Source organism: Streptomyces sp. NPDC059695, from assembly GCF_042733785.1.
In the GTDB taxonomy this organism is placed as follows: Bacteria; Actinomycetota; Actinomycetes; order Streptomycetales; family Streptomycetaceae; genus Streptomyces.
In genome coordinates, this window is record NZ_JBHWFF010000017.1 from 56125 (window position 1) to 74504 (window position 18380).

General features: G+C 73.7%; 18 protein-coding genes. 8 read left to right on the plus strand and 10 right to left on the minus strand.

From position 1 onward, the window contains the following. Nucleotides 1-22: 22 nt before the first annotated feature. The gene (locus tag ACFV2S_RS21895; protein WP_385561575.1) at nt 23-1318 is read left to right on the plus strand and encodes a Bcr/CflA family multidrug efflux MFS transporter; all 1296 of its coding nucleotides are present in this window, start codon (nt 23-25) and stop codon (nt 1316-1318) included. A gap of 9 nt (nt 1319-1327) precedes the next feature. Continuing rightward, nucleotides 1328-2314: a small ribosomal subunit Rsm22 family protein gene (locus tag ACFV2S_RS21900; RefSeq protein WP_385561578.1), complete on the plus strand. Its 987-nt coding sequence runs from the start codon at nt 1328-1330 to the stop codon at nt 2312-2314. Nucleotides 2315-2321: 7 nt separating this feature from the next. Here ACFV2S_RS21900 and ddaH read toward each other — a convergent pair whose 3' ends face one another. After that, nucleotides 2322-3152 (minus strand): dimethylargininase, encoded by an 831-nt coding sequence (gene ddaH, locus ACFV2S_RS21905; RefSeq protein ID WP_385561581.1) that lies wholly within the window; start codon nt 3150-3152, stop codon nt 2322-2324. Between the two features lie 144 nt (nt 3153-3296). Between ddaH and ACFV2S_RS21910 the strand changes: the two genes are divergently transcribed. Further along, nucleotides 3297-3929, plus strand: coding sequence for a TetR/AcrR family transcriptional regulator (locus ACFV2S_RS21910; protein WP_385561584.1), 633 nt, complete (start codon nt 3297-3299; stop codon nt 3927-3929). 101 nt (nt 3930-4030) lie between these two features. After that, nucleotides 4031-4810, plus strand: a complete 780-nt coding sequence (locus ACFV2S_RS21915; protein ID WP_385561588.1) for a bifunctional DNA primase/polymerase — start codon at nt 4031-4033, stop codon at nt 4808-4810. 35 nt (nt 4811-4845) lie between these two features. On the opposite strand, the gene ACFV2S_RS21920 is transcribed toward ACFV2S_RS21915, so the two are convergent. From ACFV2S_RS21920 to ACFV2S_RS21950, 7 genes are all read right to left on the minus strand, one after another. Further along, nucleotides 4846-5886 carry a hypothetical protein gene (locus tag ACFV2S_RS21920; protein ID WP_385561591.1) on the minus strand — a complete coding sequence of 347 codons (1041 nt, stop codon included), beginning with the start codon at nt 5884-5886 and terminating at the stop codon, nt 4846-4848. Next, on the minus strand, nt 5843-6724 hold the full coding sequence (gene efeU, locus ACFV2S_RS21925) for an iron uptake transporter permease EfeU (RefSeq protein ID WP_383794470.1): 882 nt from the start codon (nt 6722-6724) through the stop codon (nt 5843-5845). Before efeU ends, ACFV2S_RS21920 begins: the two co-directional genes overlap by 44 nt. Nucleotides 6725-6742: 18 nt before the next feature. Next, a complete protein-coding gene (gene efeB, locus ACFV2S_RS21930) occupies nt 6743-8014 on the minus strand; it encodes an iron uptake transporter deferrochelatase/peroxidase subunit (protein ID WP_385561594.1) in 1272 nt (423 codons plus the stop codon). A gap of 31 nt (nt 8015-8045) precedes the next feature. Further along, nucleotides 8046-9203 carry an iron uptake system protein EfeO gene (gene efeO, locus ACFV2S_RS21935; protein WP_383796907.1) on the minus strand — a complete coding sequence of 386 codons (1158 nt, stop codon included), beginning with the start codon at nt 9201-9203 and terminating at the stop codon, nt 8046-8048. A gap of 195 nt (nt 9204-9398) precedes the next feature. Next, complete coding sequence (locus ACFV2S_RS21940) at nt 9399-10250, minus strand: heme ABC transporter ATP-binding protein (RefSeq protein ID WP_385561599.1); 852 nt, start codon at nt 10248-10250, stop codon at nt 9399-9401. Further along, nucleotides 10247-11353, minus strand: a complete 1107-nt coding sequence (locus tag ACFV2S_RS21945; protein WP_385561602.1) for a FecCD family ABC transporter permease — start codon at nt 11351-11353, stop codon at nt 10247-10249. Before ACFV2S_RS21945 ends, ACFV2S_RS21940 begins: the two co-directional genes overlap by 4 nt. Beyond that, nucleotides 11350-12294: a hemin ABC transporter substrate-binding protein gene (locus tag ACFV2S_RS21950; RefSeq protein WP_385561859.1), complete on the minus strand. Its 945-nt coding sequence runs from the start codon at nt 12292-12294 to the stop codon at nt 11350-11352. Before ACFV2S_RS21950 ends, ACFV2S_RS21945 begins: the two co-directional genes overlap by 4 nt. Nucleotides 12295-12431: 137 nt before the next feature. Here ACFV2S_RS21950 and ACFV2S_RS21955 point away from each other — a divergent pair, with 137 nt between their 5' ends. From ACFV2S_RS21955 to ACFV2S_RS21965, 3 genes are all read left to right on the plus strand, one after another. After that, the gene (locus ACFV2S_RS21955) at nt 12432-13877 is read left to right on the plus strand and encodes an HtaA domain-containing protein (protein ID WP_385561605.1); all 1446 of its coding nucleotides are present in this window, start codon (nt 12432-12434) and stop codon (nt 13875-13877) included. Between the two features lie 43 nt (nt 13878-13920). Next, nucleotides 13921-15519: an HtaA domain-containing protein gene (locus ACFV2S_RS21960; RefSeq protein WP_385561608.1), complete on the plus strand. Its 1599-nt coding sequence runs from the start codon at nt 13921-13923 to the stop codon at nt 15517-15519. 113 nt (nt 15520-15632) lie between these two features. Then, nucleotides 15633-16301 (plus strand): PhzF family phenazine biosynthesis protein, encoded by a 669-nt coding sequence (locus ACFV2S_RS21965; protein ID WP_383796913.1) that lies wholly within the window; start codon nt 15633-15635, stop codon nt 16299-16301. Here the strand turns inward: ACFV2S_RS21965 and ACFV2S_RS21970 are convergent. Together ACFV2S_RS21970 and map are read right to left on the minus strand one after the other, a co-directional pair. Further along, entirely contained in the window at nt 16291-16941 is a 651-nt protein-coding gene (locus ACFV2S_RS21970; protein WP_385561611.1) for a heme oxygenase (biliverdin-producing), read from the minus strand. The two genes, ACFV2S_RS21965 and ACFV2S_RS21970, sit on opposite strands and share 11 nt — an antisense overlap. A gap of 113 nt (nt 16942-17054) precedes the next feature. After that, nucleotides 17055-17912: a type I methionyl aminopeptidase gene (gene map / locus ACFV2S_RS21975; RefSeq protein ID WP_382869213.1), complete on the minus strand. Its 858-nt coding sequence runs from the start codon at nt 17910-17912 to the stop codon at nt 17055-17057. 62 nt (nt 17913-17974) lie between these two features. Here map and ACFV2S_RS21980 point away from each other — a divergent pair, with 62 nt between their 5' ends. Further along, nucleotides 17975-18208: a hypothetical protein gene (locus ACFV2S_RS21980; protein WP_385561615.1), complete on the plus strand. Its 234-nt coding sequence runs from the start codon at nt 17975-17977 to the stop codon at nt 18206-18208. Nucleotides 18209-18380: the final 172 nt, after the last annotated feature.

The window sequence follows — 18380 nt, forward strand, 5'->3', positions numbered from 1 at the left end:
GCATAGGCAAGGTTTCAACGAAATGGAGCAGCCGATGCCGGAGAGCGGCCAGAAAACCACACAGGGACACATAACCGAACCCGCCCCGGCCGTCACCGCCGCCCGGCGGACCGGGCTCCTCGTCACCCTCGTCCTCGGCGGACTCACCGCCCTCCCCCCGCTCTCCATGGACATGTACCTCCCGGCGCTGCCGGAGGTCACCGACGCGCTGCGGGCCCCCGCCGCGACCGTCCAGCTCACCCTCACCGCCTGCCTCGCCGGCATGGCCCTCGGCCAGCTCGTCGTCGGTCCCATGAGCGACAGGTGGGGACGCCGGCGCCCGCTGCTCATCGGCATGGTCGTGTACGTGCTCGCCACCGCCGTCTGCGCCCTCGCGCCCACCGCCGAGCTCCTCATCGGCTTCCGGCTGCTCCAGGGCCTCGCCGGCGCCGCGGGCATCGTCATCGCCCGCGCCGTCGTCCGCGACCTGTACGACGGCGTCGAGATGGCCCGCTTCTTCTCCACCCTGATGCTGATCTCGGGCGTCGCCCCGGTCATCGCCCCGCTCATCGGCGGCCAGATCCTGCGGATCACCGACTGGCGCGGAGTCTTCTACGTCCTCACCGTGATCGGCGTCCTGCTGACCCTGGTCGTCTGGCGCTTCCTCCACGAGACGCTGCCCCCGGAGCGCCGGCACGAGGGCGGGGTCGGCCAGGCCCTGCGGACCATGCGGGGGCTCCTCGCCGACCGGGTCTTCACCGGCTACATGCTGACCGGCGGGCTCGCCTTCGCCGCCCTCTTCGCCTACATCTCGGCCTCGCCGTTCGTGATCCAGGACCTCTACGGGGCCTCCCCGCAGACCTTCAGCCTGCTCTTCGGCCTCAACTCGATCGGGCTCGTCGCCGTCGGGCAGATCAACGGCAAGCTCCTCGTCGGCCGCGTCAGCCTCGACAAGGCGCTCGGCTTCGGCCTCGGCACCATCCTGCTCGCCGCCGTCGCGCTCACCCTCATGACCACCGGCGTCTTCGGCGAGACCGGCCTCGCGCCGATCGCCGCCGGACTCTTCGTCCTGATGTCCGCGATGGGCCTGGCCATGCCCAACACCAACGCCCAGGCCCTGATGCGCACCCCGCACGCCGCCGGGTCCGCCTCCGCGCTCCTCGGCACCTCCTCCTTCCTCATCGGCGCCGTCGCCTCCCCGCTCGTCGGCATCGCCGGCGAGCACACGGCCGTCCCCATGGCGGTCGTGCAGCTCGGCTGCGCCGTCCTCGCCCTCGCCTGCTTCCTGGGCCTGTGCCGCCCCTGGCGCACGACGGAGACGCAGCCCGGAGCCGCCTAGACTGGCTCGGTGAACGCCGTCTCCACCGCCTCCTCCGCCTCCCTGCGCGCGGCCCTCGCCACGCTCCTCGACGGGCTGCCGCCCCAGCGGGCGGCGCAGGCCGTCGAGCGGCTGATCGCCAGCTACCGGGGCACCACCCCGACGGACGCCCCCGTGCTGCGCGACCGCTCCGACGTCGCCGCGTACGCGGCGTACCGGATGCCGGCGACCTTCGAGGCGGTACGGGGCACCCTCGACGCCCTCAGGGCGGCCGCGCCCGACTGGGAGCCGCGGACCCACACCGACGTCGGCGGCGGCACCGGCGCGGCGAGCTGGGCCGTCGCCGAGGCCTGGGCGGAGCAGCCGCCCCGCACCACGGTCCTCGACTGGGCGGAGCCCGCGCTCGCGCTCGGCCGCGAGCTGGCGGCCGGGGTCCTCGACGCCGAGTGGCGGCGCGAGCGGATCGGCTCCGCGCTGCGCCTGCCCGAGACCGACCTGGTCACCGTGTCGTACGTGCTCAAGGAGCTGACCGAGGCCGACCGGACGGCGCTCGTCACCGAGGCGGCCCGTGCCGCCCGGGCCGTCGTGATCGTCGAGCCCGGCACCCCCGACGGCTACGAGCGGGTCATCGCGGCCCGCACCCGTCTGGTGGAGGCCGGTTTCACCGTCGCCGCGCCCTGCCCGCACAGCGGGGCCTGCCCGATCGTGCCCGGCACCGACTGGTGCCACTTCGCCGCCCGGGTGAGCCGCTCCTCGCTGCACCGCAAGGTGAAGGGCGGTTCGCTGCCGTACGAGGACGAGAAGTACGCGTACGTCGCCGCCGTCCGGTTCCCCGTGACCCCGGCGCCCTCCCGCGTCGTCCGCAGGCCGCAGATCCGCAAGGGCCTGGTCTCCCTGGAGCTCTGCGGGCCCGACGGGCTCGGCCGGGACACGGTCACCAAGCGGCACGGGCCCCTGTACAAGCAGGCCCGTGACGCGGAGTGGGGCGACTCCTGGCCGCCGGAGGAGGACCTCTAGGTCCCGGCTAGGGGCGCAGCTCCTGCGTGCAGCACTTCACGCTGCCGCCGCCCTTGAGGAGCTCGCCCAGGTCCATGCCGACCGGCTCGAAGCCGCGCTCGCGGAGCGGGTCGAAGAGGCCCACGGCGGCCTGCGGCAGCAGGACGTTGCGGCCGTCGCTGACGGCGTTCAGGCCGAGGGCCGCCGCGTCCTCCGCGGTCGCGATCAGGGCGTCCGGGAAGAGCCGGGCGAGCACCGCGCGGCTGCCGGGGGAGAAGGCGTCCGGGTAGTACATGACCTCGTCCCGGGCGTCGTCCAGGACGCACAGGGCCGTGTCCAGGTGGTAGTAGCGCGGGTCCACCAGCTCCAGGCCGATCACCGGGCGGCCGAAGAACTCCTGCGCCTCGTCGTGCGAGAGCGGGCTGGAGCGGAAGCCGCGGCCGGCGAGGATCCAGGAGGCGGTGACGGCGAAGTCGCCCTCGCCCTCGTTGACGTGCTCGGGGACCCGCACGGCGTCGTCCGGCCAGCCGTTCCCGCGGAACCAGGCCAGATGGGCGTCGGCCTCGGCCGCCCGCTCCCGGTGGGCGAACCTCGCGCCGAGGACCCGGCCGTCGACCACGGTCGCGCCGTTCGCCGCGAAGACCATGTCCGGCAGCGCCGGGTCGGGACTCAGGAGCTCCACGGTGTGGCCGAGGGAGCGGTAGCGGTCGCGCAGGTCCTCCCACTGGGCGAGGGCGAGCGGCAGGTCGACCGGTTTCGCGGGGTCCATCCAGGGGTTGATGGAGTACGTCACCGTGAAGTGCGTGGGTGGGCACATCAGATAACGGCGGGGCGAGGACGTGCGCGGAGTGGAGCGCAATGAGGCCTCCTCACGGAGAAGCGTGCGGTGATCGGTGGACCCCATGGTCCGCTCTCGGGGGCCTTCGCGCTGTGGACCGTTCGGGTGGTTCGGACCCGTTCGAATGGCGAGACGTCTCGTCTCGTCGGGTGTTAGATTGAGGGCATGTCCGACACCCGGCCCGCCAAGGCCGCCCCCGACGCCTCCCGCCGCAGCGAGCGCTCCCGCCGCGCCATCTTCGACGCCGCCCTCGCCCTCGTCTCCGAGACCGGCTACGCGAAGACCACCATCGAGGGCATCGCCGCCCGCGCCGGCGTCGGCAAGCAGACCATCTACCGCTGGTGGCCCTCGAAGGCCGCCGTCCTCCTCGACGCCTTCCTCGACCTCGCCGCCCGCGCCAACGAGGCCCTCGGAGGGGACGCGGACAGTGAGATCCCCGACACCGGGGACCTCGCCGCCGACCTCAGGTACGTGCTGCGCGCCACCGTCGACGAGATGACCGACCCCGCCTTCGACGGCCCCACCCGCGCCCTCGCCGCCGAGGGAATCGTCGACCCCGAGCTCGGCGCCCGCTTCACCGAGGCCCTGCTCGAACCCCAGCTCCAGTACTACGTCCGCCGCATCGAGGCCGCACAGGCCAAGGGCGACATCGACCCGGACGCGGACCCCCGCGTCGCCGTCGAACTCCTCGTCGGCCCCCTCCACCACCGCTGGATCCACCGCACCCTGCCGCTCACCCACGCCTACGCCGACACCCTCGTCGACCTCGCCCTGCGCGGCCTCGCCCCCCGCTCCTGACCGCTCCGGGCACCCCGGTTCCGCACTCCGGTCACCCGGGGCGCAGGATGGTGGGACCATGGGCAGAGCCGAACGGGCGAGCATGAGGTGTGAGGGGATAGATGGGCGACGGCATCGGCCGCTACCGCGGCACGGAGAGCAAACTCGCACAGTGGCTGCGCAGGCGCCCCAAACGCACCGCGGCCGACGACGGGAACGACCGCGAGAAGCTGCTCCTGGCCGTCGCCGCCGCCGGGCTGCCCCTGGCCCCCGCCGCGTACCCCGTCGGCTACAGCTGCTCCTGTGAGCGGATCGGCTGTCCCACCCCCGCCCGGCACCCCGTCTCCTTCGCCTGGCAGACGCAGTCGACCACCGACCGCGCCCAGATCGAGCGCTGGGCCCGCAACGAGCCCGCGGCGAACTTCATCACCGCCACCGGCATGGTCCACGACGTCCTCGACGTCCCGCTGGCCGCCGGCCGTGCCGCCCTGGAGCGCCTCCTCGCCGAGGGCGTCGAGGTCGGGCCCGTCGCCGAGTCCGCAGACGTCGACACGGTCGGCGGGCGGATGCTCTTCTTCACCGCCACCCGCGGCACCCCCGAGGACGAGGACGAGTGGTGGCCGTGCGAGCTGGACTGCCACCCCGAGACGATGGACGAGCATCCGGGCCTGCGCTGGCACTGCCGCGGCAGCTACGTCCTCGTACCGCCGGCCCGGCTCCCCGGTGACGAGGACGACCGTCCGGTCGTCGCCTGGGTCCGCGGCCCCGAGCACCCGCTGCCCGACCCGCTGAACCTGCTGGAGACCCTCCAGGACGCCTGCGCCCGCCACGCGGCCGAGCGCGGGGCGGACGGCGACGGAGGGCACCCGGCCCACGAGATCGCCTGGCCGCTGACCCGCTGACCCGCCGAGCTTCCGCCGGGGCGGCGCGGGGAGGGCTATGAGCCCTGCGCGCCCACCACGCCCTGGAGCCGGCCCGCGACCGTGACCCCGTTCCGGTCCGTGCCCGCCGGCTTCACCAGGACCGCCTGGCTGGACACCCACTCCCGGGTGACGGTGTTCTTGATCTCGCCGGTCAGCAGCGCCTTGGTGTCGGCGCCGACCTTCGGCCGGTAGCCCTTCGCCGCCGTCTGCCGCTCGAAGTACCGGGTCGCGAAGAAGACGAGCGCGCCGCCGTCCCGGGTCCGCAGCGCCAGGGGCGCGAAGTCCCCCTGGTCCGTGGCGCGGTCGATGTACTGGGTGGCCATGCCCGGCCGCTGGGCGGCCTTCTGCCGCTGCGCCCGCCACGCGGTGGTGTGCATGCCCGGCGCGAACGGCCCCGCCTGCCCGTCCTTCAGATACGCCACGTACCGCTCGCCCAGGTCCCCGGGCGCGACCGCGAGCGCGTCGCTGTCCGCCGCGACCGGCACCGCGTACCCCTCCTCCTCCGCGAACGCGGGCACGTCGCCCCGGGGGAGGATCGACAGGTAGGCGGCCTCCCACGGCTGGTCGGGCCCGTTGCGGAGGAAGGCCAGGAGCCAGCGCTCATCGCCGGAGCTCCGGTTGGACGCGGTGTCCGCGACGAACCAGCGCGGCCAGCCCGCCTTCCGGGGCAGCACGAACCGGGCGTCCGTGAGGGCGAGGGGCTTGTGGTCCGGGTTGCCGCCGGGCGTGGTGATCGACCGCGCGCGCAGGCCCGCCTGGTTGATCGCCCCGAGCGGACCGGTGACCCGGCTCGCGTCGAGAGCCGGGTCATAGGCCTTGTCGGCCCGGTTGTAGGCCGCCGTGAAGTCGGCGAGGGCCTGCGCGGCCTCGGTCTTCGTCGCCGGCGGCAGCAGGGCCAGCTCGCCGTGCACGGTCACGCAGCCGCTCGCCGCCAGCGACAGGACGGTCGCCGCCGCCGTCGCCGCGAGGAACCTCACTGGTCGGCGGCGGCCCCCCGGCGACGACACCCGCTCAAGCGGTCGTCTCGGCGCTCGCCCCAGCCTCAGCCTGCTCATCGGTCGCCTTCTGCTTCTTCACCCGCACGGACGGACCCGACCCTATCGGGGCGAGGAACAGCGCGAGCGTCGGGATCAGATACAGCGCCCACACCGTGACCTGAAGGACCGTCGGATCCGGCTGGAAGTTGAAGACGCCCTTGAGGAGCGTGCCGTACCAGCTGTCGGGCGGGATCGTCGCCGAGATGTCGAAGGCCTTGTTCGCCAGACCGCCGAGGAAGTCGGCCTCCTGGAGGTCGTGGACGCCGTACGCGAGCACGCCCGCCGCCACCACGACCAGCATGCCGCCGGTCCAGGTGAAGAACTTCGCCAGGTTGATCTTCAGCGCGCCCCGGTAGAACAGCCAGCCGAGGAAGACCGCCGTGACCAGACCGAGGAGGACCCCGGCCAGCGGCGCGTACGTGCCGTCGGAGGAGGCCCGCACGGACGCCCACACGAAGAGCGCCGTCTCCAGGCCCTCGCGGCCCACCGCCAGGAACGCGGTGGCGACCAGCGCGCCCGTGCCCATCTGCAGGGCCGCGTCCAGCTTGCCGTGCAGCTCGGACTTCAGGTGCCGGGCCGTGCGCCGCATCCAGAAGACCATCCAGGTCACCAGGACCACCGCGACGATCGACAGCGAACCGCCCAGCAGCTCCTGCGCCTCGAAGGTGAGCTCCTGGGAGCCGAACTCCAGCCCGGCGCCGAAGGCCAGGGCCACGCCGACGGCGACGCCGATGCCGATCCAGATCGGCCGCAGCGCGTCACGGCGCCCGGTCTTCACCAGGTAGGCGATCAGGATGCAGACGACGAGACTGGCTTCGAGGCCCTCGCGCAGGCCGATCAGATAGTTACCGAACACGTCGGTTCCTCTCCTCGATCACGAGAACAGCGCCCGGCCCCACCAGTCGTCCTTGTCCCGGACGCCCGGCGGGATCGCGAACAGCGCCGAACCCACGTGCTGGATGTATTCGTTGAGGGCGTCGGACGCCAGCGAGGTCTGCACCGGGATGAAGCCGGTGCGGACGTCCTTCTGGTAGGCCAGGAAGAACAGGCCCGCCTCCAGGCGGCCCAGACCGTCCGTGCCGTCCGTGAAGGAGTAGCCGCGGCGCAGCAGCGTCGCCCCGTGGTTGCTGTCGGGGTGGGCGAGCCGGACGTGCGAGTCCGGCTTCATCGCCTTGAGGAACGGCTCGTCGTGCTCCTTGGCCTTGCCGACGGGGGCGCCCTCGCGCTTGTCGCGGCCGAAGATGTCCTCCTGCTCGGAGAGCGGAGTGCGGTCCCACGTCTCGACGTTCATGCGGATGCGGCGGGCGACGAGGTACGAGCCGCCGTCCATCCAGGCCGCGCCGCCCTCGGCGTCCTTGCCGGAGACCCACACGTGGCGCGCGAGGCGGTCGGTCTCGGTGCCCGCGACGTTCCGCGTGCCGTCCTTGAAACCGAAGAGGTTGCGCGGGGTCTGGGCGTCCGGGGTCGTCGAGGACGTCTTGCCGAAGCCCAGCTGCGACCAGCGCACCGCGACCTTGCCGAAGCCGATCCGCGCGAGGTTGCGGATGGCGTGCACGGCGACCTGCGGGTCGTCCGCGCAGGCCTGCACGCACAGGTCGCCGCCGCTGCGCGCCGGGTCCAGGTTGTCGCCCGGGAACTTGGGCAGCTCCACCAGGGCCCCGGGCCGCTTGCCCTTCAGCCCGAAACGCCCGTCGAAGAGCGAGGGGCCGAAGCCGATCGTGAGGGTGAGACGGGAGGGCTTGAGGCCGAGGGCCTCGCCGGTGTCGTCCGGGGGCGCCTCCGGGAGGCCGCCGTACGCGCCGTCGCCGACCTCGGCACCGGCCGTCATCCGCTCGGCGGCCCGCGTCCAGTCCTTGAGGAGCTGGATCAGCTCCTCGCGGTCCTCCGTCTTCACGTCGAACGACGCGAAGTGCAGGCGGTCCTGCACGGCGGTGGCGATGCCGGCCTGGTGCGGGCCGTGGAAGGGCACGGCCCCGCCGCTGTCGGCGACCGGTGCGGTGTGGTCGCCGTCGCGGGTCAGCGCGACGGCACCGCCGGCCGCGGCGGCACCGAGCGCGAGCCCGGCACCGCCCCAGCCGATGACCGTACGGCGGGAGGGCGCGGCCGGTCCGGCGGCCGCGGTCTGCTCCTGGGTGTCCTCGGACATGTCCGTGTTCCCGTCCCTGGTGACTCGGCGACTACTTGACGACCGCGGCGGCGAGCTTGGAGAGGGGCTCGGCCAGCGCGTTGACGCCGTCGGAGAGCTCCTTGCGCTCGGGCTTGCCGACCTTCTCGTAGGAGGTGAAGACGTAGCTCGTCTTGTCCGTGCGGTACTTGTCGAGGAGCGTGTTCAGCGCGGCGAACTGCTTGTCGAGCTCGGCGACCAGCTTGGGGTCGTTCTTCTGCGCGACGGGCTTGAGGAGCTCGAAGGACTTCTGCGCGCCCTCGACGTTCGCCTTGAAGTCGACGAGGTCGGTGTGGGAGTAGCGCTCCTCCTCGCCGGTGACCTTGCCGCTCGCGACCTCGTCCAGGAGCTCCTTGGCGCCGTTGGCCATGGAGGTCGGGGTGATCTCGGCCTTGCCGACCCGCTTCACCCAGTCCGCGAGGTCCTTGTCGAGGAGGCCGGCGAGCTCCTTCTCGCGGTCGCCGATCTTCTTGTCCTGCCAGAGCGCCTTCTCCAGGCGGTGCCAGCCGGTCCAGTCCTTCGCCGGGTCCTGGCCGTCCTCCAGGCCGTCCTCGCGGACGTCGACCTTCGGGTCGATGTCGCCGAAGGACTCGGCGACCGGCTCGGTGCGCTCCCAGCCGATGCGGGACTCGGCGTAGGCCTTCTTCGCGGCCTCGACGTCACCGGCGCGGACGGCGTCGGTGAAGACCTTCACCTTGGGCAGGGTCGCGTCGGCCTGCGCCTGGACGTACTGGCGGTAGGCGGCGACGGCGGCGTCCATCTCGGGGGAGCGCTTCGCGGACGCGGCGCCCTTGCCGGTCACCTTGACCTGCTGGCGGATGCCGTCGCCCTTCATGCCGGGCTTGCAGACGATCGCGTAGTCGCCGGCCTTGATCTCGGCGGTGAGCACGGCCTTGATGCCGGGGCCGATGTTCTCGCGCTCGGCGACGATCCGGTCGTCCGGGTACAGGACGTAGACCTCGGTTACCTTGGAGCCGCGGTTCTCCACGTTCAGCTTCACGTGCCCGGCGGGGAAGTCCTTCTTCGAGACCTCGCAGGAGTCGTCCTTGGCGACGACGGTCACCGCGCCGTCCTCCGCCTTGGAGTCGCTTTTCTCGGCGCAGCCCGTGACGGCGGTCAGAGCGGCCGCGGTCGCGGCGGCGGTGACGACGGAGAGACGGACGGCTCGCATAGAGGACTCCAGGAACGCGGGGACGGTGCTGAGGCGGACCTAACTTAACCGAGGCTTACCTCAGCAATACCCACCCGTCCAGTGATTCAGCTCTCAGGCCGGGCGTATCGGACACGGCCTGATCACGAAGACTCCATGGGGCCCTCATGGCTTGGTCAAGGGAAGGTCAAGGGGGGCGTTTTGAGGTGAATTCGGCTACCTGTCGGTACGCAGCGGTACGACGAGGGGCACGCCGGTCCGCGGGTGCGGGAACACCTCCACCGGCTGCCGGTACACCCGGCTCAGCAGCTCCTCCCCGAACACCTCCGCGGGTGTGCCGTCCGCCGCGATCCGCCCGCCGTCGAGGACCGCGACCCGGTCCGCGTGGGCGGCCGCGAGCCCCAGGTCGTGCAGCACGACCACCACCGCGTCCCCGGCCGCCGCCCGCTCCCGGCAGACCCTCAGGACCAGTTCCTGGTGGCGCAGGTCCAGGGCCGCCGTCGGCTCGTCGAGCAGCAGCAGGCCGGCCCGCTGGGCGAGCACCCGCGCCAGCGCCACCCGGGCCCGCTCGCCGCCGGACAGCGCGGAGAACGGGCGGGCGGCGAAGCCCCCGGTCCGGGTGGCCGCCATCGCGTCCGCGACCGCCTCCTCGTCCTCGGCCTCCCGCGCGGTCCCGGCCCAGGGCGCCCGGCCCATCCGGACCACCTCGGCCGCCGGGAACGGGAAGGACAGCGCCGCGTCCTGCGGCAGCACCGCCCGTCGCAGGGCGAGTTCACCGGCCGTCCAGCCGCCCGCGGCCCGACCCCCGATCCGTACCTCCCCGGCGTCCGGGGCGAGGTCGGCGGCGAGCACGGACAGGAGCGTGGACTTCCCGGCCCCGTTGGGCCCGACCAGGGCGAGCACCTCCCCGGCCCGCACCCCGGCCCCGACCCCGTCGAGGACCGTCCGGTGACCCCGCTCGACCCGCACCCCGACCGCCTCGGCGACGAGCTCGCCGGGGGCCGCGGGGGAGGGCAGCGCGCGGGCGCGCCGCCGGGGGAGCAGTCCCCCGAACCGTACCGGTGTCATGCCCAACCACCTTGCCTGCGACGGGTCCTGCGCAGCAGCCAGAAGAAGAAGGGGCTGCCCAGGAGGGCGGTGAGGACGCCCAGGGGGAGTTCGGCCGGAGCCGCGACCGTACGGGCCGCCAGATCGCCGGCCGCGAGCACCACCGCGCCGCCGAGCGCGCTGCCCGGCACGAGGAAGCGGTGCCCCGGGCCGTTCACCATGCGCAGCAGGTGCGGCACGAGGAGGCCCACGAAGGTGATGATCCCGGCCACCGCGACCGCCGCCGCGGTGAGCAGCGCCACCACCAGGATCAGGACGACCCGCAGCCGCTCCACGTCCACCCCCAGATGGCGCGCGGGCCGCTCGCCGAGCGCGAGCAGGTCCAGCCGGCGGGAGTGGAAGGGCGCGACGGCCAGGCCGAGCAGCGCGCACGGCAGGACGGCGAGCACCTTGGGCCAGGTGGCCTGGGCGAGCGAGCCCAGCTGCCAGAAGGTGATCTGGGTGACCTGCGCGTTGTCCGCGAAGAACACGAAGAGCCCGATCAGCGCGCCCGCGAAGGCGTTCACCGCGATGCCGGTGAGGATCAGGGTCACGACCTCCGTGCGGCCGCCCGAGCGGGACATCGCGTACACGAGCAGCACGGTCGCCAGGCCCGCCACGAACGCGCAGACCGTCACCGTCCAGGTGCCGAGGAAGGTCAGCCCGAGCGCGATCGCCCCGACCGCGCCGACGGCCGCGCCCGCCGAGATGCCGATGACACCCGGCTCGGCCAGCGGGTTGCCGAACACGCCCTGCATCAGGGCGCCCGCGCAGCCGAGCGAGGCGCCGACCAGGACGGCGAGGACGACCCGGGGGAGCCGGATGTTCCACAGGACGCTCTCCGCCGTGCGGTCGAGCGCGTGCCCGCCGAGCCCGGCCCGGTGCTGCGCCGAGGCGAGCACGTCGCCGAGCGGGATCTCGTACGCGCCGATCCCGGCGGAGATGAGGGAGAGGAGGAGCAGTGCGGCCAGGAGGGAGGCGGTCAGGGCGGTGGCCCTGCCGCGGCGGGCGGCCGCCGGGGTCGCGCGGGGGGCCGCCGGCACCCGGGCCGGCGCCTTCGGCGCGGTCGTCTCCGCGGCCGTCACTTCTTCTCCCCGTACAACTGGCCGACCAGGGACTTCAGCACCTCGTCGGTGCGCGGGCCGTAGTTGAGGAGCACCCCGTCGTCGACGGTGACCACCCGGCGGGCCGCGCCGGCCGGGGTCTCGGCGACGCCGGGGATCCTCACGAGGCCGTCGACGCCGCCGACCGAGTCGAGGCCCTTGCTCATGACGAGGATCGCGTCGGGCGCTGCCTTCGCCAGGGCCTCGCTGGTGATCGGGGTGAAGTCCTTGGCCAGCCCCGACTCCTTGCCCGCGTCGACCGCGCCGGCTGCTTCGAGCAGGGAGCCCGCACCGGACTCGGCCCCGCCGAGGAGGTAGACGGCGGCCGAACCGCGCACGTAGAGGAAAGCCACCCGGGGCGCGGCGGCGTGGGCCGGAACCGTCTTCCGGACGGCCTCGATCCGCCGCGCGGTGCGCTGTTCCAGGGCCGCGCCGGAGGCGGGCACGCCGAGGGCGGCGGCCACCGCCGCGATGCGGGTGCCGACGTCGGCGAGCTCCTTCGCGGGCTTCACCACGACGAGCGGGACGCCCGCCTCGCGGATCCGCTCGACGGCCTCGGCCGGGCCCGTGGCGGCCTCGGCGAGGACGAGGGTCGGCCGCAGGGAGAGGACGCTCTCGGCGGAGACGTCGTGGGCGCGGGTCACCACCGGGAGTTCCGCGGCCTGTTCGAAGGTGGCGGTGACGTCCCGGGCGACGACCCGGTCCCCGAGGCCGAGGGTGAACACGAGCTCGCTGAGGGAGCCGCTGAGCGGCACGATCCGCTCGGCGGAGGCGACCGTGACCTTCCGCCCGTCCGCCGAGGGGACGGTGACGGGCAGTCGGGGTGCGGCCGTCGCGGCGAGCGGCTCGACCCGGTCGACCGGGCCGGAAGGGGCGGGCTTCCCGGCGGTGGCTGTCCCTCCGTCACCACAGCCGGTGGCCATGAGGGCGAGGGCGAGCACTGCTGTCAGCGCTCCCGCGAGGCGAGTTCTGCGCACCGGACACCGTCCTGTCTTTCCGTCGATCCGTGGATATACCTTAGGTTAGCCTTACCTAAGTCGCTATCCCCCGGAGGGGTTCCATGACGCTGCCCAGACGCGCCCGCCCGCTCGCCGTGACCCTGTTCGCGGCCCTCCTCGCCGCCCTGCTCCCGGCGGGCGCCGCCCACGCGGAGAGCGGGACGGTGCAGGGCGGACGGCTCGACTGGGGCATCAAGTCCTCCTTCCAGAGCTACGTCACCGGGCCCATCGCGCAGGGAAGTCGGGGCCTCACCGGCGGCGCCGCCACGGTCGGCGGCAGCCAGTTCCGCTTCCACTCCGCGCGGGGCTCGTACGACCCGGGGAGCGGCGCCTTCGAGGCGGCCTTCTCCGGCGGCGTACGGTTCACCGGCCACCGCACGGCGGACGGCGCGAACGAGCTGGACCTCACCATCAGCCGCCCCCGGATCCACATCCGGGACGGCCGCGGCACGCTCTACGCCGACATGGCGAGCAAGGCCAGGGGCAGCGGCCGCGTCACCGCCTCCTCGCAGGTGCCGCTCGCCACCCTGGACCTCGGCGGCGTCGACATGCGCGGCGGCGGCAGCCCCGTCGCCCTCACCGGCGTGCCCGCCACGCTCACCGCCCGGGGCGCCGCCGCGTTCGCCGGCTACTACCCGGCCGGCACCCCGCTCGACCCCGTCAGCCTCAGCGTCGACGTACGGGCGCCGAAGAAGACCACAGCGGGCGGCGGAGCCTCGGCCACGGCGGGCACCGGTCCTTCGGCCACGGCGGGCACCGGTCCTTCGGCCGCGGCGAGCTCCGGGCCCCCGGCCGCGGCACCCCCCGCGGGCGGGACCCTCCGGGAGGCCGCCGTCGACTGGGGTGTCCGCCGCACCTTCCGCGAGTACGTCACCGGCGCGGTCGCCCAGGGGACATGGACCCTCGGCGACGGCGCCCAGGACGGCGGCGCGCTCTTCCGGTTCCCGCGCGGCAGGGGAGCGTACGACCCCGCGAAGGGCACCCTCGACGCGGCCTTCGCGGGCAGCGTCCGCTTCACCGGCGCCCACCTCGACCTCACCCTCGCCGCGGTCACCGTGAAGGTCGGCGGAGGCGTCGGCACCCTCGCCGCCGACGTCACCAGCTCCGGGAAGACCACGCGAGCCGTCCCGCTCGTCACCTTCGCCGCCCGTGACCTCACCCCGGAGAACGGCCTCGCCGTCGTCACCGAGGCACCCGCCACCCTCACCGCGCGGGGGGCCCAGGCCTTCGGCGGGATGTACCGGGCGGGTACGGAGATGGACCCGGTCTCGCTCGCGGTCGCCGTCGACGCGAAGGCCGCCCTGCCCGCCCTCCCGGACCTCGGCAGCGACGCGAAGCCCGCCCCGTCCGCCACCGGCACGACGCCCACGGCCCCGGCCGCCCCCGCGACCGCCTCGGCCTCCCCGACCGGCACCTACGTCGCGCTCGGCGCGGGCGTCCTCGCCGTCGCGGTGATCGCCGTCCTCGCCGCCGTACGCCGTCGCCGTACCGGCACCCCCACCCACTGACCCCCGCACCCCCGTCCCCCGTTCCCCTAGGAGAACCCCCGACATGGCCACCCCCCTGCGCCGTTCCGTCACCCTGGCGGCCGCCGTCGCCACGGCCGCCGCCCTCGGCACCGGAGCCGTCGCACTCGCCCTTCCCGCCGCGGCCCAGACCGCCGCCGGGACCGCGCCGCCGATGACCCTGAGCGACGGCACCCTGGACTGGGGCATCAAGCAGTCCTTCCGCTCGTACCTGGCCCAGCCCTTCGCCCACGGGAGGATCACCCTGGAGGGCGGCGCCCGGCAGGCGCCGGACCACGGCGTCTTCACCTTCGTCGACGGCACCGGCACCTACGACACGGGCACCCACGCCACCGCCAACTCCTTCGAGGGAGGCGTCCGCTTCGAGGCGCACGAGGGCGTCCTCGACATCCGGATCTCGGACGTGCGGCTGACGACGAAGGGCACCGCCGCGCCCACCGGCGAGATCACCGCCGACGTCGTCACCAAGGAGAAGGACGGCACCTTCACCACCCGCCAGGACATCTCCTTCGCCGCGCTCGACATGAGCGGCGTCCGGCCCGGGAAGGGCGCCGACGGCGCCATGGTCTTCAAGGACATACCGGCGAAGCTGACGAAGGACGGCGCCTCGGCGTTCGCGGGCTTCTACAAGGAGGGCGACGCACTCGACGCCGCCACCCTCACGGTGAAGTCCGCCCCGCCCACGACCACCCCGCCGCCCACGACGGCGCCGCCCACCACGGCCCCGCCGACCACCGCGCCCCCGACCACCGCGCCGCCCACGACGAACCCGCCCACGTCGAACCCGCCGACGACCGCGCCCACCAGCGCACCCCCCACCACGGCCCCGCCGACCACCGCACCCCCCACCACCGCACCCCCGGCCACCGACTCCTCCGCCGTCCTCGGCGGCCGGCTGACCTGGGGCGTGAAGCAGAGCTGGCGGACGTACGTCGCCGAGACCTGCGGCGGCACCGTCACCCCCTCCGCCGGCGCGAAGGCGAACGGCACCTCCTACGACTTCGGCTTCGTGAAGGCCGACCTCGACGCCGACGCCCGCAAGGCCGAGGCCGCCTTCTCCGGCAGGCTCGCCTTCACCTGCGCCGCCCACGGCATCGACTGGACCATCGGCGACGTCACGGTGCGGGCCCAGGGCTCCACCGGCACGCTCACCGCCGACGTCACGACCGCCAAGGGCACGAAGAACGACGTGACCTTCGCCGAGCTCGACCTCTCCGGGGCCGACTGGAGCGTGCGGAAGGGGGCCGTCACCCTCGCGAACGTCCCGGCGAAGCTCACGAAGGACGGCGCCGCCCAGTTCGCCGCCCCGAACGGCACGAGCTTCTACGCGCAGGGCACGCCCATCGACCCGGTGACGCTGATCCTGTCCGCCGAGGCGGGGGTCTCCCTCGCGCCGGGCGGAGCGGGCGGCGGCACCGGTGCGGCCACGGCCGGCGGCGGCAGCGGTGCGGCGACGGCCGGCGGCGGCACCGTCGGTGGTGCCGGGACCGTCGGCGGCTCCGGCGCGCTCGCCGCGACCGGCTCCGCCACCCCCACCGGCCTCCTCCTCGCCGCCTCCGGCGTGACCGCCGCCGCGGGCGCGGCCGTCGTCGTCACCGTCCGCCGCCGCGCGACGGCCTCCTGATCCGCTCCACCGTCCCCCCCCCCCCCCCCCCCCCCCCCCCGGCCCCCCCCCCCCCCCCGCGCGCGGGGGGGGGGCCCCCCCCCCCGCCTCTCCCCGGGTGATTGAATTCCGCCATGAACACGACGGCCACTGACATCGACGTCCTCCGGGTCTTCTGTGCGGGCGACGGCCGGCACGGCAACCGCCTCGGAGTCGTACGGGACGCCCGCACTCACCCCGACGAGTCCTCCCGGCAGGCGCTCGCCAAGGAACTCGGCTTCAGCGAGACGGTGTTCGTGGACGACCCGGAGCGCGGCATCGTCGACATCTACACGCCCGGCCTGCGGCTGCCGTTCGCCGGCCACCCGCTCGTCGGCGCGGCCTGGCTGCTGGACCTGGAGGTCGTCCACCCGCCGGCCGGAGAGGTGTGGGTGCGCGGCGACGGGGAGTTCACCTGGATCGAGGCGCGCGCCGAGTGGGCGCCGCCCCGCACCCTGCGCCAGTACGCCTCCGTGGCCGAGGTGGAGGCCCTCGACGTGCCCGCGCCGGGGGAGTGGATCTACGCCTGGGCGTGGGAGGAGGAGGCCGCGGGCCGCGTCAGGGCGCGGGGCTTCCCCGGCCGCGGCGACGGCATCGACGAGGACGAGGCGACGGGCGCGGCGGCGCTGCTCCTCACGGCGGAGCTGGGCCGGGCCCTGAACATCACGCAGGGCCGGGGTTCGCAGCTGCTCACCGCCCCCGGCCCTGACGGCATCGTGGAACTCGGCGGACGGGTCCGCCTGGAGGGAACGCTCACGCGCTGAGCGGGTACTCCCCGCCCAGCTCGTGGAAGACCGCGCTGTTGAAGTCGAAGGCGCGCTTGCACTCGTCGACGATCCGCTGCTTCTCCAGGTCGTCGGCGTTCACCCCGTCGAGCAGCTCCCGGTAGGCCCGCTTGAAGGCCGCGGGGTTGGCGATCTCGTCGAAGACGTAGAAGCGGACGCCGTCGCCCTTGCGGTCGAAGCCCCAGGTCCGCTCCGCCTTGTCGCGGATGATCTGGCCGCCCGACAGGTCGCCCAGGTAGCGCGTGTAGTGGTGGGCCACGTAACCGGCGGGCCAGTCGCGGGCGCACTCGGCGACCCGCTCCGCGTAGGCGACGGTGGCGGGCAGCGGGGAGACCCCGGCACGCCAGTCCGGGCCGCGCAGATGGGCGAGGTCCTGCTCCAGGGCGGCCGTGCGGAACAGCTCGGGCTGTATGAACGGCCCGGCGACCGGGTCCTCGCGCAGCGCCTCCGCGCCCTCCTCCAGGGCCCGGTACACGAACCAGAGCTGCTCCGTGTAGCGCGCGTAGGCGTCGACGGCCAGGCGTCCGCCCAGCAGGTCGCCCATGAAGGACGAGGTCTCCGCCTCCGTGTGCTGCTCGTGCGAGGCCGTGCGGATGAGCGTGGAGAAGGGCGTGTCCAAGGCGTGCCTCCGAGACCGATGGGACGGGAACCAGTGACGATCCTGCCAAGTTAGGCTTGCCTAAGTCAACTGGTTCCCGACGTCCTGTCGGTAAAAGCTACCCACTCCGGGGGTCAGGGCAACGTAAGAATCTCCGCCCCGGTCTCGGTCACCACGAGCGTGTGCTCGAACTGCGCGGTCCGCTTGCGGTCCTTGGTCACCACGGTCCAGCCGTCGTCCCACATGTCGTAGTCGTGGGTGCCGAGCGTCAGCATCGGCTCGATCGTGAACGTCATGCCGGTCTTGATCTCGGTGGTGTGGTGGGGCGAGTCGTAGTGCGGGACGATCAGGCCGGAGTGGAACGACGAGTTGATGCCGTGCCCGGTGAAGTCGCGCACGACGCCGTAGCCGAAGCGCTTGGCGTACGACTCGATGACCCGCCCGATGATGTTGATCTGACGGCCCGGCCGCACCGCCTTGATGGCCCGGTTCAGGGACTCCCGGGTGCGCTCCACGAGCAGCCGCGACTCCTCGTCGACGTCGCCGCAGAGGTAGGTGGCGTTGTTGTCGCCGTGGACGCCGTTGATGAACGCGGTGACGTCCAGGTTCACGATGTCGCCGTCCCGAAGGACGGTGGAGTCGGGGATGCCGTGGCAGATGACCTCGTTGATCGAGGCGCACAGCGACTTCGGGAAGCCGCGGTAGCCCAGCGTGGACGGGTAGGCGCCGTGGTCGCACATGTACGCGTGCGCGACCCGGTCGAGCTCGTCGGTGGTGACGCCCGGAGCGATGTGCTTGGCGGCCTCCTCCATCGCCTGCGCGGCGATGCGGCCGGCGATCCGCATCCGTTCGATGGTGTCGGAATCCTGCACCTCGGGCCCGGTGTACGGGGCCGGTGCGGGCTTCCCGACGTACTCGGGGCGGCGGATGGAGCCCGGGACGGAGCGGTGGGGGGAGAGCTCCCCCGGTACGAGAAGCGACTGGCCAGACATGCCAGCGAGTCTAACGACCGGGTCTTGGGGCAGCATGGTCACGAAGGAAGGAGCCGAAGACGATGGCCCTGTTCAAGAAGCGCACCGTGGGCAAGCCGGGCGAGTGGTACTACTGCCTGGAGCACAAGAAGGTCGAGGAGGGCCCCGACTGTCCGGCGAAGAACCGATTCGGCCCGTACGCCAGCCGTGAGGAGGCCGCCCACGCCATGGAGACCGCCCGCGAGCGGAACCTGGAGTGGGAGACCGACCCGCGCTGGCACGAGTCCGCCGGCAAGGACAAGACGCCGGAGGACTAGGGGACCCGTGGGTTCCGCGGGTCCCCTGGGCTTCGTGGGTTCCGTGGGTTTCGTCGGACCCGTGGGTTGCCCGGGGGGGGCGCCCGGGGGCCCCCCCCCCCCCCCCCCCCGCGCGGGCCCCCCCCGCCCCCCCCCCGCGCGGCGTCGGGGGCCCCCATACCCAGCAGGAGGG

What these genes read in the sequence shown, in the direction of transcription:
- ACFV2S_RS21895 (WP_385561575.1), top strand. Translation starts at nt 23, where the DNA reads ATGGAGCAGCCGATGCCGGAGAGCGGCCAGAAAACCACACAGGGACAC.
- ACFV2S_RS21910 (WP_385561584.1), top strand. Translation starts at nt 3,297, where the DNA reads ATGTCCGACACCCGGCCCGCCAAGGCCGCCCCCGACGCCTCCCGCCGC.
- ACFV2S_RS21915 (WP_385561588.1), top strand. Translation starts at nt 4,031, where the DNA reads ATGGGCGACGGCATCGGCCGCTACCGCGGCACGGAGAGCAAACTCGCA.
- ACFV2S_RS21920 (WP_385561591.1), bottom strand. Translation starts at nt 5,886, where the DNA reads ATGAGCAGGCTGAGGCTGGGGCGAGCGCCGAGACGACCGCTTGAGCGG.
- efeB (WP_385561594.1), bottom strand. Translation starts at nt 8,014, where the DNA reads ATGTCCGAGGACACCCAGGAGCAGACCGCGGCCGCCGGACCGGCCGCG.
- efeO (WP_383796907.1), bottom strand. Translation starts at nt 9,203, where the DNA reads ATGCGAGCCGTCCGTCTCTCCGTCGTCACCGCCGCCGCGACCGCGGCC.
- ACFV2S_RS21940 (WP_385561599.1), bottom strand. Translation starts at nt 10,250, where the DNA reads ATGACACCGGTACGGTTCGGGGGACTGCTCCCCCGGCGGCGCGCCCGC.
- ACFV2S_RS21950 (WP_385561859.1), bottom strand. Translation starts at nt 12,294, where the DNA reads ATGGCCACCGGCTGTGGTGACGGAGGGACAGCCACCGCCGGGAAGCCC.
- ACFV2S_RS21955 (WP_385561605.1), top strand. Translation starts at nt 12,432, where the DNA reads ATGACGCTGCCCAGACGCGCCCGCCCGCTCGCCGTGACCCTGTTCGCG.
- ACFV2S_RS21960 (WP_385561608.1), top strand. Translation starts at nt 13,921, where the DNA reads ATGGCCACCCCCCTGCGCCGTTCCGTCACCCTGGCGGCCGCCGTCGCC.
- ACFV2S_RS21965 (WP_383796913.1), top strand. Translation starts at nt 15,633, where the DNA reads ATGAACACGACGGCCACTGACATCGACGTCCTCCGGGTCTTCTGTGCG.
- map (WP_382869213.1), bottom strand. Translation starts at nt 17,912, where the DNA reads ATGTCTGGCCAGTCGCTTCTCGTACCGGGGGAGCTCTCCCCCCACCGC.
- ACFV2S_RS21980 (WP_385561615.1), top strand. Translation starts at nt 17,975, where the DNA reads ATGGCCCTGTTCAAGAAGCGCACCGTGGGCAAGCCGGGCGAGTGGTAC.